Origin of the sequence: Stenotrophomonas sp. VV52, assembly GCF_002893095.1 — a bacterium.
Taxonomy (GTDB): Bacteria; Pseudomonadota; Gammaproteobacteria; order Xanthomonadales; family Xanthomonadaceae; genus Stenotrophomonas; species Stenotrophomonas aracearum.
The window spans coordinates 84,784-111,374 of record NZ_PKQQ01000007.1 but is presented as its reverse complement, the minus strand read 5'-3'; the positions used below and the strand labels follow the sequence as shown (position 1 = coordinate 111,374).

Below are 26,591 nucleotides of genomic sequence, written 5' to 3'. Positions count from 1 at the left end.
TCAAGACAAAAGGGCTTCGGCGCGGTCGCTCAGTGCGGTGCGTCGTGCGGTTGAGGACGGAACAGCGGCGAGATCAGCCAGACCAGGCCGATGCCGAACAACAGGGTGAGACCGAATGCGCGCAGCGCCGGGGTCGCCGACAGGCCGAGCAGGCCGAACGACAGCCAGGTGCTGGCCGCGCCCACGCACACCGCCAGCCACGCACTGGCGTCGCCGCGGTGTTCGACCAGGAAGATGCCGTAGTCGATGCCCATGCCCAGCAGCAGCATCAGCGCCAGCACATTGAACAGCTGCAACGGCTGGCCGAACAGGCCGAGCAGGCCCAGGGTGAGCGCACCGGCGGCCAGGGTCGGAGCGAACACGCGCCAGGCCTGGGCGCGGTAACGCCAGTACAGCACCGCGAACACCAGCACGATGCCAACCAGCAGCAGCGCGCTCATCAGCTTGCGGTAGTGCTTGAGCAATGCGGAGAAATCGGCAGTGCGGTCGACCCAGCGTACACCGTCGATGCCGGTGGCCTGCGCTTCCAGCAGGCTCAGCGCGTCGGCGCGTGAGAGGTCGTCGACCATCACCACCGAGGCCATGCCCTGCCCCACTTCACCCAACCACAGGTGCCGGAACGGCATCGACGCCGGCGAGGCCAGGAACGCGTCGGCCTGCAGGTCCTGCGCGGCGTAAGCCGGTCGTTCCAGGCTTTCGCCGACCGTGTCGCCCACGGCAGCCAGCACCTGCGGTTCCACTTGTGCGGTCAGCGCAGCGTCGGCGTGCTGCCGCTGCACCGATGGCAGCCACTCGCTGAGGGCGCGATAGCCGCCGATCTGCTTGTCCGCCGACAGCACGCGCAGGCGGGCGACCAGGGCTTCCTCGCGCTCCAGTACCTGCTCGGCGCTGTCGCCCTGCACCAGATAGAACTGCGCGGGGCTGGGCATGCCCAGCATCTGGCTGATGCGGATCTGCTGGCTGCTCAGCGACATCGGCGAGGACTGCAGGCTGCGCAGGTCGTCGTTGGGCTGCAGGCGCAGCATGCCCACGGCGGAAACCACCACCACTGCGCCGAGGAACAGGGCTACCGGGCGACGTCCGTGCAGGCGCGGCCAGCGCTCCAGCGTGGCGCCGAGCCAGCGTGCGAAGCGGGTGCTGCGGATCTCGCCGCCGTCCAGCCACGGGAACCAGAAGATCACCGTGAGGAAGGCCGCGGCCAGGCCCACCACCGAGAACAACGCCATCTGCCGCAGACCCGGGAATGGAGCCAGGCCAAGCGCCAGGTAGGCGAGCGCGCTGGTCAGCAATGCCAGCCACAACCCCGGCAGCAGGTGCCGCAGCAGCTTCCAGCGACGGTCGGCCGGTTCGGCCTGGCGCGAAGCGAACCAGTGGATGCCGTAGTCCTCGGCCACGCCGACCAGCGAGGCGCCGAACACCAGGGTCAGCACGTGCACCTTGCCGAACACCAGGACCGTCACCGCCAGCGCCACGCCGCAGCCGATCAGCAGCGAGGCGCCGACCAGCAGGATCGGCCGCAGCGAGCGGAACGCCAGCCACACCAGCAGCAGCACCGCCGCCAGCGAACCCCAGCCGATCGTGTTGATTTCGCGGTTGGCCTGCACCGCTGCTGCTTCCGCATGCAGGGGTACGCCGGCGCGCAGCACGTCCAGGCCGGGCGCCTGTTTGCTCGCCGCTGCGGTGGCGGCGTCCAGCAGCAGGTCGATATGGCGTTCGCCGTCCAGCTGGAAGGCCGAGCCGATGGTTTCGAACTGGAGTACCGACCAGTGCTTGCCGTCGGCTTCAAGCAGCCCGTCATCGCCCATGCGCAGGCCAGAGCCCACTGCGCGTTCCTGCCACCACTGCGGCCACAGCGACAACGGGTCCTGCCGCCATTCGGTCAGGCGCGGTGCGCCCATCGGACCGTACAGCGCGGCCAGCGCAGACTCGGACAGGCTTTCGGCGGATTCGTCCTGCAGGCGCTGGCGCTGCTGATCCGTGAGCAGGCGGTCGCGATAGGGCGCGTAGAACGCGCGCGCCTGATCGAACCAGCCTTCGATGGAGCCTGCCTCCCGTAGAGCGGGGCTCTGCCCTGCTGCCAGCGGGGCAGAGCCCCGTTCTACGGCGGAGGGCGAGATCGCATCGCGGAACGCCTGTTCGGCGGCCTTGGTCTGCGCGGCATCGGCGCTGCCAAGCAGCACCACGACCTGGCGTGCATTGGCGTCGGCGATGCGGCGGGTCACGTCCGAGAGCAGGCGGTCATGCGCATCCTGCGGCAGCAGAGCCAGGATATCGGTGTCGATCCGCGACTCCTGCTGCCACAACCGCCACTGCTGCACGCCCAGGCCGATCAGCACCAGCAGCCAGGCCACGGCCAACCAGCGCCAGGCACGCTGCAGGCGACCGTTCTCGCGCCACGCCGAACTCAACGCCTCATTCAAACCGGCGGCCCTCGTCGGCGCTCAACTGCGCCGGGGTTTCGCTCAGGGCGGCAAAGTGGATGCGGGTAACGTCCTGGTTGGCTTCGGTGATCTGCACCTCGCGCACGTAGCGGTCGCCGCTCAGGCTGAGCGCGCTGAACACCTTGGCCAGCATCGCCGAGCGTGGGGTCAGCTGCATGCTCCAGCCGTTGTCCGGCAGCGCCTCCACCTTGACCACGAACTGCGCCGACAGCGCCTGTGCGTCGCCGCTCATCAGCGCGAACATGATCGCGTTGACCGAGCGCATCGCCGGCTGCTGGCGGCCGTCCAGTTCGACCCGGCTGCTGCCGTCGCGCTGGCGGCTGAGGATGCGGTCGCGGGTGACCACCACTTCGGAGGGGAACGGCTTGAGCGTGGTCCAGATCACGCCGCGATCCTGGGCCAGCACGAAGCGGCCCTGCGAACGCAGCGGGTTCTTGAAACCGGCCACCTGCTTGTCCTGGTTGAACTCGCCGCGCAGCACGCCCACCTTCGCTACGCGCTGCTTGACCAGGTCGACGTCTGCACCGGGCGCGGCGAACGCCGGCGCGCACACGGCCAGCAGCAACAGCACGCCCAGCGTGCGCAGGAAACGGGTCATGGCGCGTCTACTCCCAGCCGTTCCCACAGCACCGAGGGGCACAGGTACAGCATTTCGTTGGTGGCCGCATCGACCGCGACCTGGATGGTATGGGCGCGGGTCAGCACCTTGCCGGTACCTGCGTCGAGGATCTCGTAGGCGATCTTCAGGCGGTTCTCCCATTCGGTGATGGTGGCGCGCACGCGCAGCGCCTGCCCGTACAGCAGCGGGCGGATGTACTTCACGCGCGCGTCGACCACCGGCCAGATGTAGCCGGAGTCGCGCATCTGCGGGTAGTCGTAGTCGTAGCGCTGCAGCAGCGCGCAGCGGGCCACTTCAAAATACTTGAAGTAGTTGCCGTGCCAGACCACGTGCATCGGATCGCAGTCGTGGAAGGTCGGCGACAGCGCGACCTCGAAGCTCAGGTCAGGCGTTGTCATACAGGCTCCAGCGCTGCCCGCGGATGTCATCCAGCAGGCCGCGCAGTTCGCCGTCCAGGGCACGGTCTTCCTCGACCAGCGCGATGCGCCCGCACAGGTCCTGGTACATGGCGGCCAGCTCGCCGTGCAGGGTGGCATTCATGCCCACGCGCTCGCGCAGGGCGACGCCCTGGCGCGCCGCGATCAGCATGCCGGCCACCACCTGTTCGGTCAGCTCGATCACGCGCAGGCAGTCGCGCGCGGCAATGGTGCCCATGCTGACCTTGTCCTGGTTGTGGCACTCGGTGGAGCGCGAGAACACCGAGGCTGGCATGGTCTGCTTCAGCGCTTCGGCGGTCCACGCCGAGACGCTGATCTGCAGCGCCTTCAGGCCGTGGTTGATCGGCGCGCGCTCGCCGGTCGAGGCCGACAGGTTGGCTGGCAACCCGTGGTTGAAGCGTGCGTCCACCACCAGCGCCAACTGCCGGTCGAGCAGGTCGGCCAGGTTGGCGATGGTGTTCTTCAAGGCATCCATGGCGAAGGCGATATGCCCGCCGTAGAAGTGGCCACCGTGCAGGATGCGCTCGCCGTCGGCGTCGATCAGCGGGTTGTCGTTGGCGCTGTTGAGTTCGGTTTCGATCAGCTGGCGCAGGAACGGCAGCGCGTCCTGGACCACGCCGATCACGTGCGGCGCGCAACGCAGCGAGTAGCGGTCCTGCAGGCGCTGTTCGTTGCGCGGCGGGCGGTCGCTGTGCAGGTCGTCGCGCAGGCGCGCGGCGATCTGCATCTGGCCCGGGTGCGGCTTGGCCGCGAACAGCATCTCGTCGAAGTGGTGCGCGTTGCCGTCGCTGGCCAATACGTTGAATGCCGTGAGGCGGGTAGCGAGCCGGGTCAGGTAGTCCGCGCGTTCGTAAGCCAGGCAGGCCAGAGCGGTCATCACGGCGGTGCCGTTCATGATCGCCAGGCCTTCCTTGGGGCGCAGCCGCAGCGGCGCCATGCCGATCTCGGCCAGCACTTCGGCCGCCGGGCGGCGCGCGCCCTGGTACATCACCTCGCGCTCGCCACACAGCACGGCGGCCACGTAGGACAGCGGGGTCAGGTCGCCACTGGCGCCGACCGAGCCTTCGGCCGGAATCAGCGGCAGCACGTCGTGGCGCAGCAACGTGGCCAGGCCCTGCAGCAGCGGATGGCTGACCCCGGACATGCCGCGTACCAGCGAGGCGAGGCGCGCAGCGATCACCGCGCGGGTTTCCTGCTCGTCCAGGAACCGGCCCAGGCCGCAGCCGTGGTACGTGAACAGGTGATGCGGCAGCTCGGCCACCAGTGCCGGCGGAATGTTCACCGTGCACGAGTCGCCATAGCCGGTGGTCACGCCGTAGATTACCCCGTCTTCGCGCAACAGGCGGTCGAGGAAGTCGGCGCCACGCTGGATGCGCGCGGTGAACGCGGGGTCGTCGGTGACGACCGCGTCAGCCTGGCGCTGCGACAGCGCAACCACGTCTTCGATGGTCAGCGGCGCGTCGCCGAAGCGGACCGTGCGTGCCGGAGTAGAGCCTGCGTTACGTGCCATGAGATGCCTGATCCCAGAAGGGGAAGAAGTTGAACCAGTCCAAGGGTGCTTCGGTGACCTGGAGTTCCAGCCACCGCGCGAAATGTTCGGCCTGCGCGGTCAGCGCGGCGTCGCGCGACCCGCGCGGCAGCACGATGCGGTCGCTGAAATGCTCGAAGCGCACACGGTAGCCATTACCTTCATGCAGGCAGGCCATGCTGTACACCGGGCAGCCCAGCGCTGCCGCCAGCACATAGGCGCCGATCGGGAACTGCGCGGTGTGGCCCAGGAACGGCGCCGGCACGGTGCGACCGCCGCGCAGGGGCACGCGGTCGCCGACGATGGCGACGAAGCCGCCGGCCTGCACGCGACGCTGCAGTTCCACCGCGGTGGCCGGGCCCATGTCGGTGACCTGCATCAGTTCCACCGACGCCAGCGGGTCCAGCCGCTGCATCAGCCGGTTGAAGCGCTGCGCGTGCGCGGTGTGCACCAGCACGGTGATATGGAACCCCGGCACCTGTTCGGCCAGCACCTGGCACAGCTCCAGGCAGCCGATATGCGCGGTGAGGATCAGCCCGCCCTCGCGGCGCGCGATCTTTTCCAGCATCAGGTCGCGCTGCAGGTGGATGCGCTCGGGCGGGTAACGCCCGCCGAGGCCGAGCAGCTTGTCCAGCATCGTGTCGGCGAACAGCGCGAAATGCTTCAGGCTGGCCCAATACCCTGGGGCGCCGCCGAATACGCCGGTGTGCGCCTGCAGCCGCTGCAGGTACTGCAGCGAGGCGCGCCGCGCCACGCCGTTGCCCAGCCAGTGGCACAGCACCACCGGGTACACGCACAGCCGGAACGGCCAGCGCCCGAACCAGCGGTGCACCCCGCACAGGAACAGCACACCGGCCGCCGACGTGCTCTCGCCCAGGTCGGCCCAATGCGGGGCGTTGGCGGATGCTGGCGTATTCATGCTGCGCGGGTGCCTCTGCGGCGGCGCCACAGCAGGCGCGGTGCGCGCGCGAGCATGCCGAAGAACAGCCGGGTGTGCATGCGGCTGATACGGACGTTGTCGCGCCACACGTCGAAATGCGAAACGCCGTCACTGGGATAGGTGACCCGGGTCGGCACGCTGATCACCTGCACCTCCCGCCAGAACAGCCGCACCAGGATCTCGCTGTCGAAGTCCATGCGGCGGCCGATGGTTTCCTCGCCCACGAGCCGGATCACCGGCGCCAGCGGATAGACCCGAAAGCCACACATCGAATCGCGGATCTGCAGCGACAGCGTGTTGATCCAGACCCAGATGTGGGTGGCGTAGCGCCCATACAGGCGCGCCTTCGGCACGCTTTCGTCGTAGGCCGGCGTGCCGCAGATCACCGCATGCGGGTGCTGCCGGGCCAGTGCCTGGAACCGTGGAATGTCGCCCGGCTCGTGCTGGCCGTCGGCGTCGATCTGCAGCACGTGGCTGTACCCGCGCCGCGCCGCTTCGGCAAACCCGGCCAGCATCGCACCGCCCTTGCCCTGGTTGGTCGGCAACCGCAGCAGCGCAACGTGATCCGGCTGCGCGTCGGCGAGGTCCTGCAGCGTCGCCGCGCAGGCGGCGTGCGAGCCGTCATCGACCAGCAGGCAGGGCAGGCCGCTGGCAAGCACGCCCTGCACCACGGCGCCGATGGCGTGTTCGTGGTCGTAGACCGGAATCACCACCAGCGTGGCCTCACGCATCGCCGAACACCACCCGGCCACTGGCGTGCACACCGTGGTCGGAGACGTAGCGGAAGCTGAGCACCGACTTGACCGCGTCCCAGCCGAGGGTCAGCTGCAGGCGGTCGCCCGGGCGCGCGACGTGCTGGAATTTCAGCGCATCCATGCGTTCGAAACGCAGCGGCATCGCGAACACTTCGCGTGCGTAATGGATCGCCCAGTCCAGTTGGACCACCCCGGGCAGGATCTTCGCCTGCGGAAAATGACCGTCGAAGGCGACGAGGTCCGGTTCGAGCGGCAGCACCAGCAGCGCGGCGTCGGCGTCGCGTTGCTGCCACTGCGCGGAAGGCAGCAGCGGCCGGAACAGCGCTGCAAGCGCCACGGCGGTGGTCTTGCCCTGCGCGTTGTACGGCAGTTCGTCAACGAAACGCCAGCGCCGCGGCCGAGTGACCGCATCATGGCTCTGCGCCAGGTGCTCGCCCAGCTGCCGGGCGAACTGGCGGCGCGCGGCGTCGTCCCACTCTGCGGGATCGACCGCACGCGGTACCACCACGGCGGCGAGCTGTTCGCGCGCGCCCGGCAGTACCAGCACGCGTACATCCTGCACCTGCGGGTGCGCGCGCAGCTGCTGTTCCAGCGCGTCGAGCGAGACCCTGCGCTCCTCGATCTTGACGATGCGGTCGACGCGTCCGAGCAGGCGGAAGCTCTGCCCGGCGTCGGCCTCGACGCGGTCCTGGGTCTGCCACCAGGCACTGTCGGCCAGGTGCGGCGACGACACTGACAGGCAGCCGTCTTCGATTCGCCACGCCACGCCCGGCAGCGGGTGCCACTGCGGCGCATCGGCACTCCAGCGACGCCACGCGATGCCGCCGGTTTCGCTGCTGCCGAACACTTCAGTGGGCGCCACGCCAAGCAGCGCGCGCGCCTGCAGGGCGGCTTCGACGGGTAGCGGGCCGCCGGAAGAAAACACCGCGCGCAGGCGTCCGTTCAACGCCGACCAGTCCAGCTGTTCGGGCAGCCGCTTGAGGTGGGCGGGCGTCGCCACCAGCACCGAAGGCTGTTCGGCCAGCGCACTGACCAGGTCTTCATGGAAGAACCGCCGCGGCTGGATCGGACGCCCGGCCGCCAGCGGCCACAGCACGCGGAACAGCAGCCCGTAGATATGCTGGTGCGACACGGTGCCGTGCACCTGCGCACCGTCGAGCTGGTCGCCGAAGGCGGCCTGCAGCGCGTCGACCTCACGGGTGAGCTGGCGCAGGCGCTTGCCGATGGCGCTGGGCGCACCGGTGCTGCCGGAAGTGAACACCACCAGTTCCAGCGTGTCTTCGTCCAGCGCATCGAGCAGGCTGTCCGGGTCCACGTTGGCCAGGGACTGCAGCGGCGCATGTCGATCCGGCACATCCCCGGCAAACCCGTCCACGCGCGGGACCAGGCCGTCCAGCGTGGCCGGCAGGTTGTCGCCGCCCAGGAACACCCGTTTGCCGGCGTGCCACGCGCCCAGCAGGGCGGCAGCGAAGGCCAGGGTGTCGTCGAAGTACAGCGCCCAGTCGCGTCCCGGCGCGGCGGCGAACGCCTGCTGCCAGCCCAGCACCCGGGTGCGGAATTCCGCATGCGCCACGCGGCGGCCGTCGGCGTCGATGCCGACGATACGTCCGGGCTGCGGCACAACGACCATCTGGTCCAGCGCGATCCACTCAGCCATGCGCGTGCGCCGCCTTCACCCGTCGCCGCACCAGCCACTCACCTGCGAACAAGACACCCATCATCACGTACGCCAACAGTCCGTTGTAGAGCGCCCAGACCTGGTTCGAGGCCCAGAACGCCGTGACCAGGGCCAGGGCCCCGTTGAGAACGAAAAAGCCGCACCACACCTGGGTGACGCGGCGGGTATAGAGCACCGCGAATGGCGGCAGGTCCGGCTCGGTCAACCGCGCCAGCCGCTCCACCGCGCTGGGCGGGAAACGCAGGCTGGTGGCGAAGATCACCAGCATGACGGCATTGACCAGGGCCGGGTACAACTTGAGGGGCAACGCCTGGTTGAACGCGGTGGCCAGCAGGGCCAGCAGGCCGCCACCGACCGCGGCCACCCACCACACCGGCTGGCGGGTGGTCAGCGCGCGCAGGGCGGCCAGGGCGAACAGCAGCAGCGCCATCCAGCGCGGCTCGAAGCGGCCGAGCGACAGGTACACCACCAGCGGGTACGCCAGCGACAGCACTGCAAACGCCGCGACCCGCACCCGGACCATGGTCGACCTTCAGCGGCAGCCGTCAGGCGGCCGCTTGCCCGGGCAGCAAACCGTGCACGACATCGACGATGTCCTGGACGGTGCGTACCGACTTGAACGCTTCAGGTTGCAGGTTGCGACCCAGGAGTGGCTTGAGCTGCACGATCAGGTCGACCGCGTCGATGCTGTCGATGTCCAGGTCGTCGTACAGGCGGGCCTGCGGGGTGATGCGCACCGGTTCGATCTCAAAGCTGTCCTTGAGGATCTTGACGATGCGATCGAAAAGTTCGTTCTTGGTCATGACAAATCCTGACGCGCCGTTACGACGGCTGGCGTGCGGCGACGAATTCGCTCAAGGCACGCACGCTGGAAAAATGGCGACGGGTTTCTTCCGAATCGGCGGACAGGCTGACACCGTACTTTTTCTGCAGGGCCAAACCAAGCTCAAGCGCGTCGATGGAATCCAGCCCCAGGCCCTCGACGAACAGGGGCGCCTCGGCATCGATGTCGTCTGGAGCGATGTCTTCCAATGAAAGCGATGAAATGATCAATTCCTTGATCTCGTGCTCAAGTGCCTGCACGGCTTGGTTCTCCAGCGAAGTCAAAGTAATGGGCAAGGTGATCGGTCACGCGCCGGGCCGCCAAGGCATCCCCCCTGGGCGTGTCGTCTGCCCCGGTCAGGAACGGGGCGATCGGGAGATCGTCCCCGACTTCCAGCTGAACGTGAAAACGACGTGATGGCACACGATACCATTTCTGTCCCTTGGTCAGCGTGAGCGGGGTGCAGGTGATCCGCACCGGGGTGATGTCCAGCCGCCCGCGTACCGCGATGTTGGCGGCTCCCCGCTGCAGGCGCAGCGGCTGGCCCGGCTCGGTCCGGGTGCCCTCCGGGAAGATCACCAGGTTCCCCCCGGCGTGGACGGCGGCAATGCAGTCATCCACCAGTCCGGCGCCGTCGCTGTTGGCCACATAGCCCGCCGCACGGACCGGGCCGCGCATGAACGGGTTGCGCGCGACAGCATGCTTGACCACGCAGTCGGCGTTGGGCAGCAGCGACACCAGCAACACCACATCGATCAGGGTCGGATGGTTGGCCAGGATCAGCAGACCGTTGCGCTGCAGGCGCTCGCGCCCGTGGATCTCATAGGTCATCAGCCCCAGCCACCGCATCAGGGCCACATGACTGGCGAAACTGGACTGGACCAGCCGACGTGCCAGCACGCGTCTCCGGGCCGCCGGCAGCAGGAACAGCAACGGCAGCACCCCGCCCAGGACCAGCCCGCCGACCCCGAAGGCCGCGAAGCTGATGCCGGTGCCGACCACGCGCCAGGCGCGGTCGAGGCGGGCGGGCCAGCGCTCAGCCACGGCGCTGCCAGGTCCACTGCTGGCCGTCGGCCTGCAGCTGCAGGCGCGACTCGCCGGAAAGCAGGAAGCGTAGCGCCTCCAGACTGTGCGGCAGGACGCCGGCCGGACTGTCCGGCGTGCCGCTGTCCGAAGCCCCACCGCCCCAGCCCAGCGACAGCCGGGTACCGGGCACGTCGGCCCGGGCCAGCCGCCAGCACCAGGCGAAGAACGGGTCGGGTTCGTCGGCGAAACCGGCGTACACGGCAGGCAACGGCGACTCATAGGCGATCACGCGCACTTCCGGGGCACCATCGGCGAGCAGGCCGAAGGCCTCCACGCAGGCGGCCTCGACCGTGCCGCGCCCGCCGGCCAGGGCCAGGTAGTTGCCACGCTGCCCGCGTGCAATGGAGTACAGCGCGGCCACCGCGTTGTGCACCGAGAGGCCGAAGGCGGTCGGCGACATGGGAGTGTCCTGGCGCAGGGTATCCAGCAGCTCCATCGAGCGCGCCACGTCGCCATGGCGCGAGGCGAACACCAACGGCACCTGCCCTGCGTCGTCGGGCTGCTCGCACCAGCATGCGGCCTGGATGGCCATCCGCCCCAGGCGCTCGATGCGGCGGCGCTGCATGGGGGGAACCTCCGGCAGGGCGGGGGTGTCAGGGCCTTCGGGCAGGGTCGGCGCCATCGCCCACGCCTGCCATGCCGATTTCGTGGTCAGTCCCGGTGCCCAGGCCGACCAATCCACTACTGAGAACTCGATCATTCACGCCAACATGGTTGTCCAGCGTGACGGGACACGCCGCGAAAGGAGCGCACGCTATCATGCCACCCTTGGCACTGGCAGCTTTCACAATCTGAAATGAGTAGCACGATCCACAGCGCGACGGCCGCGCAGGTCCCTTCTTCCTCGTCGGACCCGGCGCTGTTCCACGCGTTCTATGCCCCGGCCGAACGTCGCGACGCCCTCCTGGCCGATCCGCGGACCCTGGCCGTGTTCGGATTTTCCGCTGACCAAGCGGCCTGCGACGACCCGCGCTGGCTGCAGGTGCCGCTGGCCGAACAGGGACCGGCACGGATCGAAGTCTGGCAGGGCGCCGGCCCCGTGCAGCATGGCGTGCGCGACGGGGTGCGCTGGTCGGCCACCGACACGCTCCTGTTCGGTGCGATCGAGATTGATGAAGTCGACAGCGATATCGAGTCGGCTGCGGCAGATGCCTATGCACGCTTGAGTGGTTTTCTGTCCACCTGCGGCTTCCCGCACCTGCTGCGGACCTGGAATTACCTGGATGCGGTGACCGAAGGCGAAGGTGACCAGGAGCGCTATCGGCGCTTCTGCGTGGGCCGCGTGCGTGGGCTGCGCGAGCTGGACGAGGCCGCGCTGCCGGCGGCGACCTGCATCGGCCGCTTCGACGGCGTGCGCCGGCTGCAGGTGTATTGGCTGGCCGCGCGTGAGCCGGGCCTGCCGCTGGAGAACCCGCGCCAGGTCAGTGCGTTCCGCTACCCGCGCCAGTACGGGCCGCAGTCGCCGAGCTTCTCGCGTGCGCTGCTGCCGCCGCTGGCGACCGGCCTGCCGCTGCTGCAGTCAGGGACGGCCGCGATTGTCGGCCATGTCTCACAGCACACCGGCTCGGTGGAAGAACAGCTGGCCGAGACCCTGACCAACCTGCAGAGCCTGGTGGATGCCGCGCGCGCGCAGCGACCGGCATTGCCGGCGCAGCTGGGCGTGGGCTCGCTGTTGAAGGTCTATGTGCGCCGGGCCGGGGACATGCCGGCGATCGCCGCGCGAATGGCCGCGCTTCCCGGTTCACCGGCCTTCGTGGTGCTGCACGCCGAAGTGTGCCGGGCCGAGCTGCTGGTGGAGATCGAAGGTCTTCACGGGTAACGCAGCCCGGCACAGCCCGGCGCTACGTCGCGATCTCATGCACCGCCTGGGCCGGCCAACGGCCGGCGCTACCGGGATCCACCGACCTGACGGTAGCGCCGGCCGTTGGCCGGCCCAGGGAGGGCGTGCGATCAGTGATACCCAACGTCCGCGCGCACCTTGCCCCGGAACACCCGGTACGACCACGCGGTGTACCCCAGGATCACCGGCAGCAGCACCACCAGCCCGACCAGGCTGAAGCCCATCGACGAGGCCGGCGCGGCGGCCTCCCACAAGGTCATGCTCGGCGGCAGCAGGTACGGCCACATGCCCAGCACCAGCCCGATGAAGCCGAGTACGAACAGCGCCAGGGTCAGCAGGAACGGCGGCAGGTCGCGGCGCGGGTGCATGGCGCTGCGCCACAGCGCCACTGCCACCGCCAACGTCAGCAACGGCACCGGCGACAACCACCAGAAGTTGCCGTCGCTGAACCAACGCGCCATCAGGCGCGAGTCCAGGAACGGCAGCCAGGCGCTGACCAGGCCCATGAACACGATCACCGCCACCACCAGCGGCCGGGTCAGGGTCCGTGCCACCGCCTGCTCGCGGCCTTCGGTCTTCAGGATCAGCCAGGTGCTGCCCAGCAGCGCGTAACCGAACACCACCGCTGCCCCGGTCAGCATCGAGAACGGGCTGAACCAGCCAAACGGCCCGCCCACGTAGTTGCCGTCCACCACCTGCAGGCCCTGCACCAGCGCGCCCAGGATCACGCCCTGCGCGAACGCGGCCAGCAGCGAACCCAGCCCGAACGCCACGCTCCACAGCCGGCGCGAGCGGTGCGCCTTGAAGCGGAACTCGAACGCCACGCCGCGGAACACCAGCGCCACCACCAGCAGCAGCACCGGCAGGTACAGCGCCGACAGCAGCGCCGCATAGGCCTTGGGGAAGGCCGCCATCAGCCCGGCCCCGCCCAGCACCAACCAGGTCTCGTTGCCGTCCCAGATCGGCGCGGCGGTGTTCATCATCACATCGAGCTGTGCTTCATCCTCGGCCATCGGCGCGAGGATGCCGATGCCGAGCACGAAGCCGTCCAGCACCACGTACATCAGCACGCCAAAGCCGATCACCGCGAACCACGCCACCGGCAGCCAGGTCGTCATCTCCATGTCAGCGCTCCTCCAGCGGTTCATCGGCGCCGGACAGCGGCCGGGCCGGGGTATGGCTGCCGTCCTCGATGGGGGGCTGCGTATCGTGCGGCTTCGGGCCGGTGCGGATGATCTTCACCAGGTACCAGATGCCCCAGCCGAACACGAACGCGTAGCCGACGATGTATACGCCCAGCGACAGCGCGGTCATCCACGCGCTCTGCGGGCCCACCGCGTCGGCGGTGCGCAGCACGCCGTACACCACCCACGGCTGGCGGCCCATTTCGGTGACGAACCAGCCCGAGACCAGCGCGATGAAACCGCTGGGCAGCATCCAGTTCCAGCCGCGCACCAGCCAGCGCGACTCCAGCAGGCGGCCGCGCCACCACTGGAAGGCCGAGGCCCAGGCCAACAGCAGCATCAAAGTGCCCAGCCCGACCATGATCCGGAAGGCGTAGAACACCGGCACCACGGGCGGACGCTCGCTGGCCGGCACCGCGGTCAGCGGGTCGAAGGTGCCGTCCAGCGAATGGGTCAGGATCAGGCTGCCCAGGCGTGGGATGGCGATCTCGAAGTCGTTGCGCTCGGCTTTCTCATTGGGCACGGCGAACACCACCAGCGGCACGCCTTCGCCCTCGCCTTCCGCATGCCAGTGCGCTTCCACCGCCGCGATCTTCATCGGCTGGTGCTTGAGCGTGTTCAGGCCGTGCATGTCGCCCACGAAGATCTGCACCGGCACCGTCAGCGCGGCGAACGCAACCGCCGCCAGCAGCATGGTGCGCCCCGCTTCCACGTGTTTTCCCTTGCGCAGGTACCACGCGCCGACGCCGCCGATCACGAAACAGGTGGTGATGAACGAGCCCAGCGCCATGTGCGCCAGCCGGTACGGGAAGGAGGGGTTGAACACCACCTGCCACCAGTCCTGCGGCACCACGATGCCGTCGATGATGGCGTGCCCGGCCGGGGTCTGCAGCCAGCTGTTGGAGGACAGGATCCAGAACGTGGAGACCAGCGTGCCCAGCGCCACCATGCAGGTGGAGAAGAAGTGCAGGCGCGGCGAGACCTTGCCCCAGCCGAACATCATCACGCCCAGGAAGCTGGCTTCCAGGAAGAACGCGGTGAGCACCTCGTAGGTGAGCAGCGGCCCGATCACGCTGCCGGCCACCTGGCTCAGGCGCGGCCAGTTGGTGCCGAACTGGAAGGCCATGACGATGCCGCTGACCACGCCCATGCCGAAGGACACCGCGAAGATCTTCTGCCAGAAGAAGTACAGCTCGCGCCAGATGGGCTTTTTCGTACGCAGCCACTGGCCCTCGACAAACGCCAGCCAGCTCGCCGTCCCGATGGTGAAGGCGGGGAACAGCACATGGAAACTGATGACGAACCCGAACTGGATCCGGGACAACAACAACGCGTCCAAGCGACGCCTCCGCACATTCTGGAATCCGCACCAGTCTGGGCCTGTTTTCGTGAAGAGGGCATGCGACTGGGTGACGCGCTGCTTCACTTTGTCGCAGGGTGGGCGGGGCAGCCACGCAGGGCGTGGCTCTACCGGGGTGGTTCCATTACCTGTGGCCCCCTCCCTGCGCGGGTCCGGCTGCTACGCTTGCCGGGTTTTCCTTCACGGTGCTGCCCGCAATGCCCAGAACGCTGCCCTTGTCCCTGCTGCTGCTTGCCGCCCTTGGCGGTACGGCCCATGCGGCACCGACGCCGATCACCATTGAACAGGCCATGGCCGACCCGGACTGGATCGGTCCGCCGGTCGAAAGCGCGTGGTGGTCCTGGAACAGCCAGCAGGTCGAGTACCAGCTCAAGCGCACCGGCAGCCCGGTCCGCGACACCTTCCGCCAGCCGGTCAACGGCGGCGCGGCCAGCCAGGTCGCCGATGACCAGCGCGGCAGCCTGGACGTCGAGAACCCGGTCTACGACAGCACCCGCCAGCGCGCCGCGTTCGTGCGCAACGGCGACGTGTTCCTGCGCGACCTGCGCAGCGGCGCGCTGACCCAGCTGACCCGCAGCACCGAGAAGGCCGGCGCGGTGGGCTTTGCCCGCGACGGCGGGGTGATCTGGCGCACCGGCCAGAACTGGTTCCACTGGACCGCCGCCGGCGGCGTGCAGCAGGTGGCCAGCCTGAAGGCCGAAAAGAACCCGGACGACGCGCCCAAGCCCGACGTGCTGCGCGACCAGCAGATGCGCACCCTCGCCACCCTGCGCAACGACCGCGCCCAGCGTGACGCGTTGAAGGAGCAGGAAGCCAGCTGGCGCCGCGCCGACAGCACCCGCGCGCCGGGCCCGGTCTACCTCGGCGCCGAGGTGGAGATCGTCGACAGCGCGCTGTCGCCGGACACCCGCAGCCTGATCGTGGTGACCAAGCCGAAGGGCTTCGACGAAGGCCGCGGCGGCAAGATGCCGAAGTACGTGACCGAGTCGGGCTACGAGGAATTCGAAGACACCCGTACCCGGGTCGGCCGCAATGACCCGGAACCGAACGCGCTGTGGCTGGTCGACGCGGTCACCGGCACGGTCAAGCCGCTGTCGCTGGACGGCCTGCCGGGCATCGGCACCGACCCGCTGGCGGCGCTGCGCAAGGCGGCCGGCAAGGACGCACTGAAGGGCAACCGCCCGGTGCAGGTCCTGGGCGGCCCCGGCGCGCCTGGCATCCGCTGGAGCAACGACGGCCAGCAGGCTGCGATCCTGCTGCGCGCCAACGACAACAAGGATCGCTGGATCGCCAGCGTGAGCCCGGCCGAGGCCAGGCTGCAGACCCGCCACCGCCTGACCGACAACGCCTGGATCAACTGGGGCTTCAACGACTTCGGCTGGTCCAGCGACAACCGCACGCTGTGGCTGCTGTCGGAAGAGTCCGGCTACTCGCACCTGTACACGCAGCAGGGCACGGCCAAGCCGCAGGCGCTGACCAGCGGCAAGTGGGAAACCTCGATGCCGGTGCCCAGCGCTGATGGCCGTGGCTTCTACGTGCTGTGCAACCAGCAGGCCCCGGGCGACTACGAAGTCTGCGCGGTGGACACCGCTTCGCGCCAGGTGCGTGAGCTGACCTCGCTCAACGGCGTGGAAGACTTCTCGCTGTCGCCGGACGGCCAGCAGCTGCTGGTGCGCTACTCCGGTGCCTACCTGCCGGCACAGCTGGCGGTGGTGCCCAGCGCCGGTGGCCAGGCCAAGGTGCTGACCGACACCCGCACGGCCGCCTTCAAGGCCCGCGAGTGGATCCAGCCGAAGCTGGTGCAGGTGCCGTCGAAGCACGGCGCGGGCGTGGTCTGGGCCAAGTACTACGGCCCGGAGAAGCTGGAACCCGGCAAGAAGTACCCGATCGCCATGTTCGTGCACGGCGCCGGCTACCTGCAGAACGTGCACCAGCGCTACCCGGCCTACTTCCGTGAGCAGATGTTCCACAACCTGCTGGTGCAGCAGGGCTACGTGGTGCTGGACATGGACTACCGCGGTAGCGAAGGCTACGGCCGCGACTGGCGCACCGCGATCTACCGCAACATGGGCCACCCGGAGCTGGAAGACTACAAGGACGGCCTGGAGTGGCTGGTGGCGACCCAGCAGGGCGACCGCGACCACGCCGGCATCTACGGCGGCTCCTACGGCGGCTTCATGACCTTCATGGCGCTGTTCCGTTCGCCGGGCACCTTCAAGGCTGGCGCCGCGCTGCGCCCGGTGGTCGACTGGCACCAGTACAACCACGGCTACACCGCCAACATCCTCAACACCCCGGACATCGACCCGGAGGCGTACCGTAAATCGTCGCCGATCGAGTACGCCGAAGGCCTGCAGGACCACCTGCTGATCGCACACGGGATGATGGACGACAACGTGTTCTTCCAGGACTCGGTCAACCTGACCCAGAAGCTGATCGAGCTGCACAAGGACAACTGGAGCATCGCGCCCTACCCGCTGGAACGCCACGGCTATGTCCGTGCCGACTCCTGGCTGGACCAGTACAAGCGCATCCTCAAGCTGTTCAACGAGACCCTGAAGTGAGCCATGCCGCGGTGACGATACGGATCGTCGCCGCGGTCATCACCGACCCCGCGCAGCGGGTGCTGGTGGTGCGCAAGCACGGCTCGGCGGTGTTCATCCAGCCCGGCGGCAAGCCGGAGCCGGGCGAGGCGCCGCTGGCCGCGCTGGCGCGCGAGCTGGACGAAGAACTGGGCGTGCAGCTGGATCCCGCCACGGCGGTGCCGCTGGGCACCTTCAGCGACTGGGCCGTGCATGAGACCGGCTGCCGGGTGCAGGCCGAGGTGTGGTGGGCCCGGGTGTCGGGCACCCCACGGGCCCGCGCCGAGATCGCCGAGCTGGCCTGGGTGCCGCTGCGGCCCCCGCACGGGCACCGCTTGGCACCCTTGAGCGAAGACCATATCCTGCCGGCGGCCGCGCGCGTCATTGCGTCGGGCTGACCCCACCGCCACCTGCCAGGACACCGGATGTCTTCGACGCTTCCCCCGCTTCTGCCTTCCGCTGCCGCCGCAGCGGCGGCCCGCCCCACGGGCGAGGCCGCGCCCCGCTTCCTCGGCCCGATGGCCAAATCGATCCTGGTGATGTGCATTGTCTCGGCGGTGTGCTGGGCCGGCTGTGTCGTGCTTGCCCTGCTGCTGCACAACTCGGCATGGCTGCAGGAACAGCTGCACGGTGCGGACCTGTCGTGGGTACCCCCATCGCTGCGCTGGTTCGGCCGCCACGCGGTTGCGGTGAACCTGGGGCTGTTCGCCCTGTGCGTGGCCGGCGCCGTGGCCTGCTGGGGCCTGCTGCGCCGTCAGCGCTGGGCGCTGTGGACCTTCATCGTTCTGCTGGTACTGACCGCCCTGCTCAACTTCGTCGGCGTCTGGGTGATCGACGAGATCTTCAGCTACCTGATCGTGCACCTGCCGGGCCACATGGACCCTGCAGATGCCGACCAGGTGCGCACCGACCTGCGCCTGCAGCGCGTGCTGTACACCGGCATCACCGTGATGACCGCGCTGTCCTTCGCCGCCCTGCACGCGTGGCTGGTGCTGCGCCTGCAGCGCCCCGACGTCCAGCGCTGGTTCAACCGCAACGCGTCCACGTAGCGCCGGGCTCTGCCCGGCCGTGCGGTACATTACCGGCATGAACGATTTCGAGCGCGTCCGCGCCTACCTCACCGACCTGCAGGACCGCATCTGCGCTGCAGTGGAAACCGCCGACGGCCAGGCCCGCTTCGCCGAAGACCTCTGGCCGCGTGCCGAGGGCGGTGGCGGGCGCACCCGCATCCTGCGCGACGGCGCGGTGTTCGAGCAGGCCGGCATCGGGTTTTCGGACGTGTCCGGCACCCGCCTGCCGCCGTCGGCCTCGGCCAACCGGCCGGAACTGGCTGGGGCCTCGTGGCGCGCCACCGGCGTGTCACTGGTGTTCCACCCACTCAATCCGTACCTGCCCACCACCCATGCCAACGTGCGCTACTTCAGCGCCGAGCGCGACGGCGAACAGGTCGCTTCCTGGTTCGGCGGCGGCTTCGACCTGACCCCGTTCTACCCGTTCGACGAGGACGTGCAGCACTGGCACCAGGTCGCCCATGACCTGTGCGCGCCGTTCGGCGAGGAGCGTTATGCGGCGCACAAGCGCTGGTGCGACGAGTACTTCTTCCTGCGCCACCGCAATGAGACGCGCGGCGTAGGTGGATTGTTCTTCGACGACCTGCACGGCGACTTCGAGCGCGACTTCGCCTACCTGCGCGCAGTCGGCGACGGCTTCCTGGACGCCTACCTGCCGATCGTGGAACGCCGCAAGGACACGACCTTCGGCGAACGCGAACGCGAGTTCCAGCTGTACCGGCGTGGCCGCTACGTGGAATTCAACCTGGTCTACGACCGCGGCACCCTGTTCGGCCTGCAGAGCGGCGGGCGCAGCGAGAGCATCCTGATGAGCCTGCCCCCGCGCGTGCGCTGGGAATACGGCTTCCAGCCCGAGCCCGGCAGCGCCGAAGCGCGGCTGGGCGATTACCTGGTGCCGCGCGACTGGCTCAACCTCGGTTGAAGCCAGCCGCTGGAGATCAGCCGCTCTGCGTTTGGTTCCGTCGGCGCAGCTGCGCGGCGTGGGCATCCTGCAGTTCGATCTTTTTCTCCGCGTAGTGCTCCACGGCGTGCCGCGCCAGGGTGATGGCGGTGCATTCTTCGTCGTCGAACAAACCACCGCCGCAGTAGACGCGGCCGGACGCCGAAAAGTCCGCGTGTCGCTGCAGTATCCGGTGCAGATGCTCCTGGGCGGCGTCCAGCTTGCGTTGCGTGCGCTCGCGCCGCTCCAGCTGCTTCTGCAGTTTCCGCTCCTGCTTGAGCGGGTGCGGGGGCACGGAGAACGGCCGCCAGCTGCGCGCCCGGTTTTCCACCTGCAACGGCACCGCACGCGACGGCGGCAGCAGATGCGGTGCGTGCTGGATCGGCGGAATGCGCACGGCTTCGTCGTAGGTGGGCGGCGGCTCTTCGCGGAAGCGGGTCGCGGTGGAGCGTGTGGTGTAGACGGCGACCCAGGGGCGCAGCGTGGAAGCAGTGGGGGAGTCGAGGGGCATGGCAGGCATCTCCGTTGCATGGGCCACCCGGGCGGCGGCCCTGATGCGGCCGATTTCAGCAGGGGAAATGCAGGAGCGCTTTCAGGATTCGATCTGTCGTCGCTGGCGGAAATCGCCTGGTGAGGGACCGCCCGGGTCGGCCAGCGGCCGACGCTACCGGATCACGACGACTTTTCGCGCGGGACGATGGTGATGTGGCCGTTGATTTCCAGCAGCGCCATGGAGACTTCGCCGATGTGGGTGCAGCCCTGCTGGCGCATCGCTGCGTCCAGGTCCTGCAGGGTGACGAGCTCGCGCCGCAGTACCGATTCCAGCACCTTGCCGTCGCGGGCGATCAGCACCGGCTCGCCTTCCACCAGCCGCTCCACGCGCCGACTGCGGGTGCTCAGCCAGCCCACGCCGTAGTTGAGCAGGATCAGCGTGGCGGCCAGCAGCAGGCCGCCGCCCAGGGAGGTGTCCTGGCCCAGCAGCGCGTTCTGCACCGCGTTGCCCAGCAACACGATCAGCAGCACGTCGAACGGGGTGATCTGGCCCAGCGCGCGCTTGCCCGAGAGCCGCACCATGCCCAGCACCACCACGTACACCACTACCGCGCGCAGGATGAATTCCCACCAGGGCATGGCCAGGTCGAACAGGTCGGTCATGCGGGACGTCCGAAGGATGATGCGGCGAGCATATCGGTCGGGGCTGTCTGGGGGCCGTAAATAAAAAGCCCCGCCGACCAGGGGGAGGTCAGCGGGGCCGGGGAACGGGCGCTTGGGGAGGAGCCCCCGTTCCGAGATCTGCTCCAGGGGATGGGAGAGATCCACAACAGGCGTTGCGCCTGTCGAGGTCTATAAAAGCACCTCGAACATTGATGATTCGTGAAGGGGGCCAATTAATACTGCAGTGAATCTTGAAACATTCATCCAAGAGTCAGTTTTTGGCCCTGCCGTGAACCAATTCAGCTTTTTCAACGCGATTTCCTGGGCTTAATGCGCCTCGTCCCAGTTATCGCCGACGCCGGCGTCGACCACCAGCGGAACGCGCAACTGAGCAGAAGACGACATTAGTTCGACCACCTGCGTGCGCAAGGTTTCCAGAAACTCGCTTTCGGTTTCGAATACCAGTTCGTCGTGGACCTGAAGAATCATCCGCGCGCGACCGCCCTGCCCCTGCAGCCAGTCGTCCACCTTCACCATGGCGCGCTTGATGATGTCCGCCGCGGTGCCCTGCATGGGCGCGTTGATCGCGGCGCGCTCGGCACCGGCACGCAGGCCCTGGTTGCGGGCGTGGATGTCGTTCAGGTACAGCCGGCGGCCTTCGATGGTTTCCACGTAGCCCTGGTCGCGGGCCTGCTGGCGCATGCGTTCCATGAAGTCGCGCACGCCCGGATAGCGGCTGAAGTACAGCGCCACGTAGTCCTGCGCCTGGCCCCGGTCGATGCCCAGGTTGCGGGCGAGGCCGAACGCGCTCATGCCGTACATCAGGCCGAAGTTGATCGCCTTGGCCGCACGCCGCTCGTTCGGGGTGACCTCGTCCAGCGCGCGGCTGAATACTTCGGCGGCGGTGGCGCGGTGCACGTCCACGCCCTGCTCGAAGGCGCGGACCAGGCCCGGGTCCTCGGACAGGTGGGCCATGATCCGCAGTTCGATCTGCGAGTAGTCGCAGGCCAGCAGCTTGTGCCCCGGCGGGGCCACGAAGGCGCGGCGTATGCGGCGGCCGTCCTCGGTGCGGATCGGGATGTTCTGCAGGTTCGGGTCGGACGAGGACAACCGACCGGTGGCCGCGCCGGACTGGTGGTAGCTGGTGTGAACGCGGCCGGTGTCGGGGTTGACCATTTCCGGCAGCTTGTCGGTGTACGTGCTGCGCAGCTTGGCCAGGCCCCGGTACTCCAGGATCACCCGCGGCAGCTCGTGCTGCTCGGCGATCGCCTCCAGCGCCTCTTCATTGGTGCTGGGCTGGCCCTTGGGCGTCTTCACCAGTGCCGGCAGCTTCAGCTCGTCGAACAGCACTGCCTGCAGCTGCTTGGGCGAGTCCAGGCTGAAGGTGTGCCCGGCCAGCTCGGTGGCCTTCTGCTGGGCAGCCAGCATGCGCGCGCCCAGGTCCTGGCTCTGCCGGCGCAGCTCGGCGCTGTCGATGTAGACCCCGTTGGCCTCGATCCGGGCCAGCACCGGCACCAGCGGCATTTCGATGCTGCGGTACACGTTGTCCAGCGGGGCCGAGGCCAGCAGCTGCGGCTGCAGCACCCGGTGCAGGCGCAGGGTGATGTCGGCGTCTTCGGCAGCGTAGCGGCTGGCTTCGTCGAGCCCCACCTGCGAGAACGGGATCTGCTTGGCGCCCTTGCCGGCCACGTCCTCGAACTTGATGGTGGTGTAGCCCAGGTAGCGCATCGCCAGCGAATCCATGTCGTGGCGGGTGGCGGTGGAGTTGAGCACGAAGCTCTCGAGCATGGTGTCGTCGTGGTAGCCCTGCACGTCCACGCCGTGGCGCCGCAGTACATGCAGGTCGTACTTGCCGTGCTGGCCGAGCTTCTTCTTCTCCGGGTTCTCCAGCACCGGGCGCAGCGCGTCCAGTACCTGCTGGCGCGGCAGCTGCGCCGGGGCGCCGGGGTAGTCATGCCCGACCGGGATGTAGGCGGCCTTGCCCGGCTCCACCGCCAGGCTGATCCCGACCAGGTTGGCGCGCATCGCGTCGAGCGCGTCGGTTTCGGTGTCGAAGGCGATCAGCTCGGCCGTTTCGGCACGGGCGACCCAGGCCTGCAGCTGCTCAGTCGTCAGCACCGTCTCGTACTCGCCCGGGGCCGACAGCGCCGGGTCGAGCGCGGTGGCCGGCTCGCCGGCCGGGGCCTTTGCATAGCCGGCGGCGGTGCCGCGCAGGCTCACCGGCGCGTCGCTGGCCGCGGTGGCCGCTGCGGCCGGGCCGCCGAGCTCCTTCAGTGCCTGGGTGAAGCCATAGCGCAGGTACAGCTCGCCCAGCACCGGCACGTCCGGGTCGCGCAGCGGCAGGGTCTGCGGAGTGGCATCCAGCGACACATCGGTGCGGATCGTCACCAGCTCGCGGTTCAGCGGCAGGCGCTCCAGCGCGGCGCGCAGGTTCTCGCCGATCTTGCCCTTCATGCCCGGCGCGGCGGCCATCACCCCGTCCAGGTGCTGGTACTCGGCCAGCCACTTGGCGGCGGTCTTGGGACCGCACTTCTCCACGCCCGGAACGTTGTCCACGGCGTCGCCCATCAGTGCCAGCAGGTCGACGATCTGGTCGGCGCGCACGCCGAACTTCTCCATCACCGCCGCGTCCGAGTCCATCCGGCTGCCGGTCATGGTGTTGACCAGCTCGATGCCCGGGCGGACAAGCTGGGCGAAGTCCTTGTCGCCGGTGGAAATGGTGACCGTCATGCCCTCGCGGTGGCCCTGCAGGGCCAGGGTGCCGATCACATCGTCGGCTTCCACGCCGGGAATGCGCAGGATGGTCAGGCCCAGCGCCTCGACGATCTGGCACATGGGTTCGATCTGCGGGCGCAGGTCGTCCGGCATCGGCGGACGGTTGGCCTTGTAGTCGGCATACAGGTCGTCACGGAAGGTCTTGCCGGGGGCGTCGACCACGAAGGCGACGTACTCCGGGCGCTCCTTGAGGGTGGCGCGCAGCATGTTGACCACGCCGAACAGCGCGCCGGTGGGTTCACCGGCCGCGTTGGTCAGCGGCGGAAGCGCGTGGAACGCGCGATACAGGTAACTGGACCCGTCAATCAGGACTAATCGGCTCATGCGACGATTCTACGCGCCCGGCCGTGACCGATCGCGGCACCGGCATCACGGGGCATGGGGCATAATCACGGCTCCCCCCCGCCCCAGGAACCCCGGTCCATGAAGACACTGATGCTGGCAGGTCTGCTTGTGTTGGCTGGTTGTGCGACCACCGGCGGTGCCGGCGTTCCTCCGGTCGACGTGACCGGGGCCGATGTTGCCAAGCGCACCATGGACAACGGCGACACCATCGAGGAGTACCGGGTAGGCGGCCAGCTCCGCATGGTCAAGGTCACGCCCTCGCGCGGGGCGCCGTATTACATGTACGAAGGCAACCGGACCGGCGGCGTGGACCGCAGCAAGGACGGAACCGCGCCGGTGTACTGGAAGCTCTACAGCTGGTGAGCAGGGCCCGTAGTACCCGATGAATACGCCGGAACGTCGCAAGCCCATCGATCCCGCCCCGCTGCGTGAGGGGCTCAGCGCCGAGCAGCGCCACACGGTGGACACGCTGGAGCAGTTCGGCTGGCAGCTGCGCTTCGTTCGCCGCCCGATCTTCCGCGACGCGGTGCCGGTGCTGTACGACCGTAGCGGGCAGAAGTACGTGGTGGTGCAGGCCGATGGCACGCTCGATGAATCGCAGACGCTGAAGATCCGTCCGTGAGGCAGTGCCGGGCAGAGCCCGGCACTACGTCAGCGAATGACCAGCACCGGGACCGTGCTGCGCGCAAGCACCTCGGCGGTCTGGCTGCCCAGCAGTACCCGGGTCACGCCGCGGCGGCCATGCGAGGTCATCACGATCAGGTCGCTGTTGCGCTCGGTGGCGGTGTCGATGATGCCGTCGGCGGCGTAGCGGTCGAGCACGTGCAGGGTGGTCGAACGCAGCCCCTGCGCTTCGCATGCGGCCTTGGCCGGGGCCAGGATCTTCGACGCGGTCTCTTCCCGGTCGGCCTTGTACTCGGGGCTGTTCATGTAGCCCACGCTCCAGCCCATGGCGTCGTACATGCCGACCGCCCACGGCTCGGACACGGTGACGATGTCGACCTCCGCATCCAGGTCGCGGGCCAGCTCCAGGCCCTTGAGCAGGCCCTTTTCGGACAGCTCCGAACCGTCGGTGGCAATCAGGATCCGCTTGTACATGGCATGCTCCTTGGCAGTGGCGATGGGACCACCATTGCACACCCGGCGTGCAGGCGATGCCTTGAGCACGATCAATCGGTCCGCGACAGCCGTGCGTGGACCCGCTCCAGGGCCGTGTGCCCGCGCGCGGCCGCAACCGGCCCGAGGACAGCAGTGAGCGCGCCGGCGACCGATTGCCGGACCTGGAGCGCGCGCGACGGATCGGCCTGGATCCACTCGTGGATCTGGGCGGGGGCGAACCGCGCCACCAGCGCGTTGCGGCGTTCGACCAGCCGCTGCGCCATCGCCTGCGGAGGGGGCCATTCCGTCGCCACTGGCCAGTGGCACTCGATCACCCTGGCGATCGCTGCATGCGGCACCAGGGCCAGGCGGTAGCCCATCTCGGCCAGGGTGTCGGCGACCGCCGGATTCGGCGCCACCGGTGGGCGGAACGGGGCGGCAACACTCTCGGACTGGAAGCCGTAAGGCCAGGCCAGGATGTCCTGCAGATTGCCGGGGTCCGGCCCGAACGCATCGAATTCGGCGACGTTGGAAGCAAATGCGTTCGGTATCGGGAACAGGGCGGGTGGTCGCTGCGCCATGGCCACCGTGCGGCTGTCGGCCTTGGGCAGCATGGCGCCCGACTGCGGGTGGCGGAAGCCGAGCGGACCGCTCGAGCCGAAGTCCAGCGACATGCCGACCCGCGCGCCGTCGCGCATGGTGTAGCCGAAGTTCTCCAGCCGGTAGTTGAGCTGGTCCCAGTTGCCCAGCCAGCGTGACACCACGTAATGGCGCAGCTGTTCGCAGCGCAGGTCCACCGGCAGCATGCGGTTCATCGCCTCCAGCGCGTCGAAGCGGGCCTGGTCGGTAGCCGCATGCCGGCGCGCGTCGGCGCCCTGCAGGGCCCACCAGTCGACCCCCGCCCCGCGCAGCAGGGCGGCGTTGTCGGCTACGGCCTTCGCATGCCAGGCGCGCAATGCGTCGTAGCCGCGACGCGCGTCGGGATCGCCCGCCGCCGCCTCATCGGCCGCCGCATCGCTGAGCAGGAAGTCGCCCAGGTCCTGGAACGCGGGGTCGTAGCGGGTGCCCACGTGCTGTCCGGTGCGGGCCAGGCCCTCCGCCGCCGACACCAGTGCGTGGTCGGGCGCCAGCAGCCCGGTCAGTTGGAAGAGCTTGCCCAAGCTGACTTCGATGGCACTGCTGGCGCTGTCGGCGGTGGCCTTGACCCGCCAGCGCTCTTGGTCGCGCATGACCATCACCGCCGGCTGGCTGCCCGCGCCCTGCCAGGGCGTGGCCGGGCAGCGCGCCAGATCGAGCGGGCGCGGGCCGAGTGGCTCTACGTTGCTGACCTGTTCGAGCGGCAGCCGGGGCGACAGCCCGCGCGCCGGCGGCTGCCTGCTCCGCCTCGACGGCGCAGGCGGCGGTGACGCATCGAAGGCGGTGTTGGGAATCAAGGGGCGCGCCCGTCATGAACAGGGCACGGACACTAGCAGTGTCTGTCGACGTTGCCGGTTCGGACTGCGTGCAAAGTGCCTGCGCTTACGGTGCAGCAAGCCGTCGCCGACGCGGTGGACGGCTGCGGGTGGCCACCAGCACGACGACGACCACGCTGGCGGCGGTCAGCCAGAACACCCAGCCGCCCAACATCAGGTCCCGGGTCACCCCTGGCGGCGCGCAGCGCAGCTGCAACAGGTCCAGGTGGCCGCCGCTGTCCAGGCACGCGGCCACCTGGTCGAACAGGGCCAGCACCGGTGCTGCCCAGCCCGCCGACAATGTCAGCGCGACCAGTGCCGCCATCAGGTACGGAATTCCCTTGTTCATGTGCGCGCTCCCAGCAGACAGCGCCAGACTCTGGGCGCGTCGCCGGGGCGCTACAAGGAGCACGCGACGAACTGGGTGAAATCCGGGATGAGTCGCGTTACCGCAGGGGCGAAGCTGGCGGGCGGGAGCGGGAAT

27 protein-coding genes are annotated in these 26,591 nt (G+C 68.8%); 7 read left to right on the top strand and 20 right to left on the bottom strand.

Features of this window, described 5'->3' with window-relative positions:
* Nucleotides 1-29: 29 nt before the first annotated feature.
* The 12 genes from C2U58_RS12865 to C2U58_RS12810 are packed head-to-tail and all read right to left on the bottom strand — an operon-like array spanning nt 30 to nt 11,007.
* A complete protein-coding gene (locus C2U58_RS12865; protein WP_102946220.1) occupies nt 30-2,420 on the bottom strand; it encodes an MMPL family transporter in 2,391 nt (796 codons plus the stop codon).
* Nucleotides 2,413-3,039: an outer membrane lipoprotein carrier protein LolA gene (locus tag C2U58_RS12860; RefSeq protein ID WP_102946219.1), complete on the bottom strand. Its 627-nt coding sequence runs from the start codon at nt 3,037-3,039 to the stop codon at nt 2,413-2,415. The genes C2U58_RS12865 and C2U58_RS12860 overlap by 8 nt, the downstream gene beginning before the upstream one ends.
* A complete protein-coding gene (locus tag C2U58_RS12855) occupies nt 3,036-3,458 on the bottom strand; it encodes an acyl-CoA thioesterase (RefSeq protein ID WP_102946218.1) in 423 nt (140 codons plus the stop codon). Before C2U58_RS12855 ends, C2U58_RS12860 begins: the two co-directional genes overlap by 4 nt.
* Nucleotides 3,445-5,007, bottom strand: a complete 1,563-nt coding sequence (locus C2U58_RS12850; RefSeq protein WP_102946217.1) for an aromatic amino acid ammonia-lyase — start codon at nt 5,005-5,007, stop codon at nt 3,445-3,447. The genes C2U58_RS12855 and C2U58_RS12850 overlap by 14 nt, the downstream gene beginning before the upstream one ends.
* A complete protein-coding gene (locus tag C2U58_RS12845) occupies nt 4,997-5,944 on the bottom strand; it encodes an acyltransferase (RefSeq protein WP_102946310.1) in 948 nt (315 codons plus the stop codon). The genes C2U58_RS12850 and C2U58_RS12845 overlap by 11 nt, the downstream gene beginning before the upstream one ends.
* Nucleotides 5,941-6,696 (bottom strand): glycosyltransferase family 2 protein, encoded by a 756-nt coding sequence (locus C2U58_RS12840; RefSeq protein WP_102946216.1) that lies wholly within the window; start codon nt 6,694-6,696, stop codon nt 5,941-5,943. The genes C2U58_RS12845 and C2U58_RS12840 overlap by 4 nt, the downstream gene beginning before the upstream one ends.
* On the bottom strand, nt 6,689-8,377 hold the full coding sequence (locus C2U58_RS12835) for an AMP-binding protein (RefSeq protein WP_102946215.1): 1,689 nt from the start codon (nt 8,375-8,377) through the stop codon (nt 6,689-6,691). The genes C2U58_RS12840 and C2U58_RS12835 overlap by 8 nt, the downstream gene beginning before the upstream one ends.
* Complete coding sequence (locus C2U58_RS12830; protein ID WP_102946214.1) at nt 8,370-8,921, bottom strand: hypothetical protein; 552 nt, start codon at nt 8,919-8,921, stop codon at nt 8,370-8,372. The genes C2U58_RS12835 and C2U58_RS12830 overlap by 8 nt, the downstream gene beginning before the upstream one ends.
* A 22-nt stretch (nt 8,922-8,943) precedes the next feature.
* Nucleotides 8,944-9,201: an acyl carrier protein gene (locus tag C2U58_RS12825; protein WP_102946213.1), complete on the bottom strand. Its 258-nt coding sequence runs from the start codon at nt 9,199-9,201 to the stop codon at nt 8,944-8,946.
* 19 nt (nt 9,202-9,220) lie between these two features.
* Nucleotides 9,221-9,481, bottom strand: a complete 261-nt coding sequence (locus C2U58_RS12820; RefSeq protein WP_102946212.1) for a phosphopantetheine-binding protein — start codon at nt 9,479-9,481, stop codon at nt 9,221-9,223.
* The gene (locus tag C2U58_RS12815; RefSeq protein ID WP_102946211.1) at nt 9,468-10,265 is read right to left on the bottom strand and encodes a lysophospholipid acyltransferase family protein; all 798 of its coding nucleotides are present in this window, start codon (nt 10,263-10,265) and stop codon (nt 9,468-9,470) included. The genes C2U58_RS12820 and C2U58_RS12815 overlap by 14 nt, the downstream gene beginning before the upstream one ends.
* On the bottom strand, nt 10,258-11,007 hold the full coding sequence (locus tag C2U58_RS12810) for a beta-ketoacyl synthase chain length factor (protein WP_102946210.1): 750 nt from the start codon (nt 11,005-11,007) through the stop codon (nt 10,258-10,260). Before C2U58_RS12810 ends, C2U58_RS12815 begins: the two co-directional genes overlap by 8 nt.
* Before the next feature lie 96 nt (nt 11,008-11,103).
* Here C2U58_RS12810 and C2U58_RS12805 point away from each other — a divergent pair, with 96 nt between their 5' ends.
* Nucleotides 11,104-12,126, top strand: coding sequence for a pteridine-dependent deoxygenase (locus tag C2U58_RS12805; RefSeq protein ID WP_253256733.1), 1,023 nt, complete (start codon nt 11,104-11,106; stop codon nt 12,124-12,126).
* 131 nt (nt 12,127-12,257) lie between these two features.
* Here C2U58_RS12805 and cydB read toward each other — a convergent pair whose 3' ends face one another.
* Both cydB and C2U58_RS12795 read right to left on the bottom strand, forming a co-directional pair.
* Nucleotides 12,258-13,271: a cytochrome d ubiquinol oxidase subunit II gene (gene cydB / locus C2U58_RS12800; RefSeq protein ID WP_102946209.1), complete on the bottom strand. Its 1,014-nt coding sequence runs from the start codon at nt 13,269-13,271 to the stop codon at nt 12,258-12,260.
* A gap of 1 nt (nt 13,272) precedes the next feature.
* Nucleotides 13,273-14,670: a cytochrome ubiquinol oxidase subunit I gene (locus C2U58_RS12795; RefSeq protein ID WP_102946208.1), complete on the bottom strand. Its 1,398-nt coding sequence runs from the start codon at nt 14,668-14,670 to the stop codon at nt 13,273-13,275.
* Between the two features lie 218 nt (nt 14,671-14,888).
* On the opposite strand from C2U58_RS12795, the gene C2U58_RS12790 reads away from it, so the two are divergent.
* Genes C2U58_RS12790 through hemF form a run of 4 tightly spaced genes read left to right on the top strand, consistent with a single transcriptional unit; the run spans nt 14,889 to nt 19,265 of the window.
* The gene (locus C2U58_RS12790) at nt 14,889-17,255 is read left to right on the top strand and encodes a S9 family peptidase (protein ID WP_172448141.1); all 2,367 of its coding nucleotides are present in this window, start codon (nt 14,889-14,891) and stop codon (nt 17,253-17,255) included.
* Nucleotides 17,252-17,671, top strand: coding sequence for an NUDIX domain-containing protein (locus C2U58_RS12785; protein WP_102946206.1), 420 nt, complete (start codon nt 17,252-17,254; stop codon nt 17,669-17,671). Before C2U58_RS12790 ends, C2U58_RS12785 begins: the two co-directional genes overlap by 4 nt.
* Nucleotides 17,672-17,698: 27 nt before the next feature.
* Complete coding sequence (locus tag C2U58_RS12780; protein ID WP_146033462.1) at nt 17,699-18,322, top strand: hypothetical protein; 624 nt, start codon at nt 17,699-17,701, stop codon at nt 18,320-18,322.
* Nucleotides 18,323-18,359: 37 nt separating this feature from the next.
* On the top strand, nt 18,360-19,265 hold the full coding sequence (gene hemF / locus C2U58_RS12775) for an oxygen-dependent coproporphyrinogen oxidase (protein WP_102946204.1): 906 nt from the start codon (nt 18,360-18,362) through the stop codon (nt 19,263-19,265).
* Nucleotides 19,266-19,281: 16 nt separating this feature from the next.
* Here the strand turns inward: hemF and C2U58_RS12770 are convergent, their stop codons facing one another.
* From C2U58_RS12770 to polA, 3 genes are all read right to left on the bottom strand, one after another.
* Nucleotides 19,282-19,794, bottom strand: a complete 513-nt coding sequence (locus C2U58_RS12770; protein ID WP_102946203.1) for a hypothetical protein — start codon at nt 19,792-19,794, stop codon at nt 19,282-19,284.
* A gap of 161 nt (nt 19,795-19,955) precedes the next feature.
* Complete coding sequence (locus C2U58_RS12765; RefSeq protein ID WP_102946202.1) at nt 19,956-20,438, bottom strand: YetF domain-containing protein; 483 nt, start codon at nt 20,436-20,438, stop codon at nt 19,956-19,958.
* 327 nt (nt 20,439-20,765) lie between these two features.
* Entirely contained in the window at nt 20,766-23,537 is a 2,772-nt protein-coding gene (polA, locus tag C2U58_RS12760) for a DNA polymerase I (protein ID WP_102946201.1), read from the bottom strand.
* A gap of 99 nt (nt 23,538-23,636) precedes the next feature.
* Here polA and C2U58_RS12755 point away from each other — a divergent pair, with 99 nt between their 5' ends.
* On the top strand, nt 23,637-23,921 hold the full coding sequence (locus C2U58_RS12755) for a DUF2782 domain-containing protein (protein ID WP_070207170.1): 285 nt from the start codon (nt 23,637-23,639) through the stop codon (nt 23,919-23,921).
* Nucleotides 23,922-23,940: 19 nt separating this feature from the next.
* Nucleotides 23,941-24,180, top strand: coding sequence for a hypothetical protein (locus tag C2U58_RS12750; RefSeq protein WP_102946200.1), 240 nt, complete (start codon nt 23,941-23,943; stop codon nt 24,178-24,180).
* Between the two features lie 29 nt (nt 24,181-24,209).
* Here the strand turns inward: C2U58_RS12750 and C2U58_RS12745 are convergent, their stop codons facing one another.
* The 3 genes from C2U58_RS12745 to C2U58_RS12735 all read right to left on the bottom strand — a co-directional run bounded on the left by C2U58_RS12745 (nt 24,210) and on the right by C2U58_RS12735 (nt 26,456).
* On the bottom strand, nt 24,210-24,656 hold the full coding sequence (locus tag C2U58_RS12745; protein ID WP_070207184.1) for a universal stress protein: 447 nt from the start codon (nt 24,654-24,656) through the stop codon (nt 24,210-24,212).
* 71 nt (nt 24,657-24,727) lie between these two features.
* Nucleotides 24,728-26,089, bottom strand: coding sequence for a hypothetical protein (locus C2U58_RS12740; protein WP_102946199.1), 1,362 nt, complete (start codon nt 26,087-26,089; stop codon nt 24,728-24,730).
* A gap of 85 nt (nt 26,090-26,174) precedes the next feature.
* Entirely contained in the window at nt 26,175-26,456 is a 282-nt protein-coding gene (locus C2U58_RS12735; RefSeq protein ID WP_102946198.1) for a hypothetical protein, read from the bottom strand.
* Nucleotides 26,457-26,591: the final 135 nt, after the last annotated feature.

Bases quoted from the DNA above. Each gene is read 5' to 3' on its own strand.
- C2U58_RS12755 (WP_070207170.1), top strand. From the start codon at position 23,637: ATGAAGACACTGATGCTGGCAGGTCTGCTTGTGTTGGCTGGTTGTGCG.
- polA (WP_102946201.1), bottom strand. From the start codon at position 23,537: ATGAGCCGATTAGTCCTGATTGACGGGTCCAGTTACCTGTATCGCGCG.
- C2U58_RS12810 (WP_102946210.1), bottom strand. From the start codon at position 11,007: ATGATCGAGTTCTCAGTAGTGGATTGGTCGGCCTGGGCACCGGGACTG.
- C2U58_RS12835 (WP_102946215.1), bottom strand. From the start codon at position 8,377: ATGGCTGAGTGGATCGCGCTGGACCAGATGGTCGTTGTGCCGCAGCCC.
- C2U58_RS12860 (WP_102946219.1), bottom strand. From the start codon at position 3,039: ATGACCCGTTTCCTGCGCACGCTGGGCGTGCTGTTGCTGCTGGCCGTG.
- C2U58_RS12765 (WP_102946202.1), bottom strand. From the start codon at position 20,438: ATGACCGACCTGTTCGACCTGGCCATGCCCTGGTGGGAATTCATCCTG.
- C2U58_RS12750 (WP_102946200.1), top strand. From the start codon at position 23,941: ATGAATACGCCGGAACGTCGCAAGCCCATCGATCCCGCCCCGCTGCGT.
- C2U58_RS12780 (WP_146033462.1), top strand. From the start codon at position 17,699: ATGTCTTCGACGCTTCCCCCGCTTCTGCCTTCCGCTGCCGCCGCAGCG.
- cydB (WP_102946209.1), bottom strand. From the start codon at position 13,271: ATGGAGATGACGACCTGGCTGCCGGTGGCGTGGTTCGCGGTGATCGGC.
- C2U58_RS12855 (WP_102946218.1), bottom strand. From the start codon at position 3,458: ATGACAACGCCTGACCTGAGCTTCGAGGTCGCGCTGTCGCCGACCTTC.
- C2U58_RS12830 (WP_102946214.1), bottom strand. From the start codon at position 8,921: ATGGTCCGGGTGCGGGTCGCGGCGTTTGCAGTGCTGTCGCTGGCGTAC.
- C2U58_RS12735 (WP_102946198.1), bottom strand. From the start codon at position 26,456: ATGAACAAGGGAATTCCGTACCTGATGGCGGCACTGGTCGCGCTGACA.
- C2U58_RS12845 (WP_102946310.1), bottom strand. From the start codon at position 5,944: ATGAATACGCCAGCATCCGCCAACGCCCCGCATTGGGCCGACCTGGGC.
- C2U58_RS12745 (WP_070207184.1), bottom strand. From the start codon at position 24,656: ATGTACAAGCGGATCCTGATTGCCACCGACGGTTCGGAGCTGTCCGAA.
- C2U58_RS12770 (WP_102946203.1), bottom strand. From the start codon at position 19,794: ATGCCCCTCGACTCCCCCACTGCTTCCACGCTGCGCCCCTGGGTCGCC.
- C2U58_RS12805 (WP_253256733.1), top strand. From the start codon at position 11,104: ATGAGTAGCACGATCCACAGCGCGACGGCCGCGCAGGTCCCTTCTTCC.
- C2U58_RS12840 (WP_102946216.1), bottom strand. From the start codon at position 6,696: ATGCGTGAGGCCACGCTGGTGGTGATTCCGGTCTACGACCACGAACAC.
- C2U58_RS12790 (WP_172448141.1), top strand. From the start codon at position 14,889: ATGCCCAGAACGCTGCCCTTGTCCCTGCTGCTGCTTGCCGCCCTTGGC.
- C2U58_RS12850 (WP_102946217.1), bottom strand. From the start codon at position 5,007: ATGGCACGTAACGCAGGCTCTACTCCGGCACGCACGGTCCGCTTCGGC.
- hemF (WP_102946204.1), top strand. From the start codon at position 18,360: ATGAACGATTTCGAGCGCGTCCGCGCCTACCTCACCGACCTGCAGGAC.
- C2U58_RS12825 (WP_102946213.1), bottom strand. From the start codon at position 9,201: ATGACCAAGAACGAACTTTTCGATCGCATCGTCAAGATCCTCAAGGAC.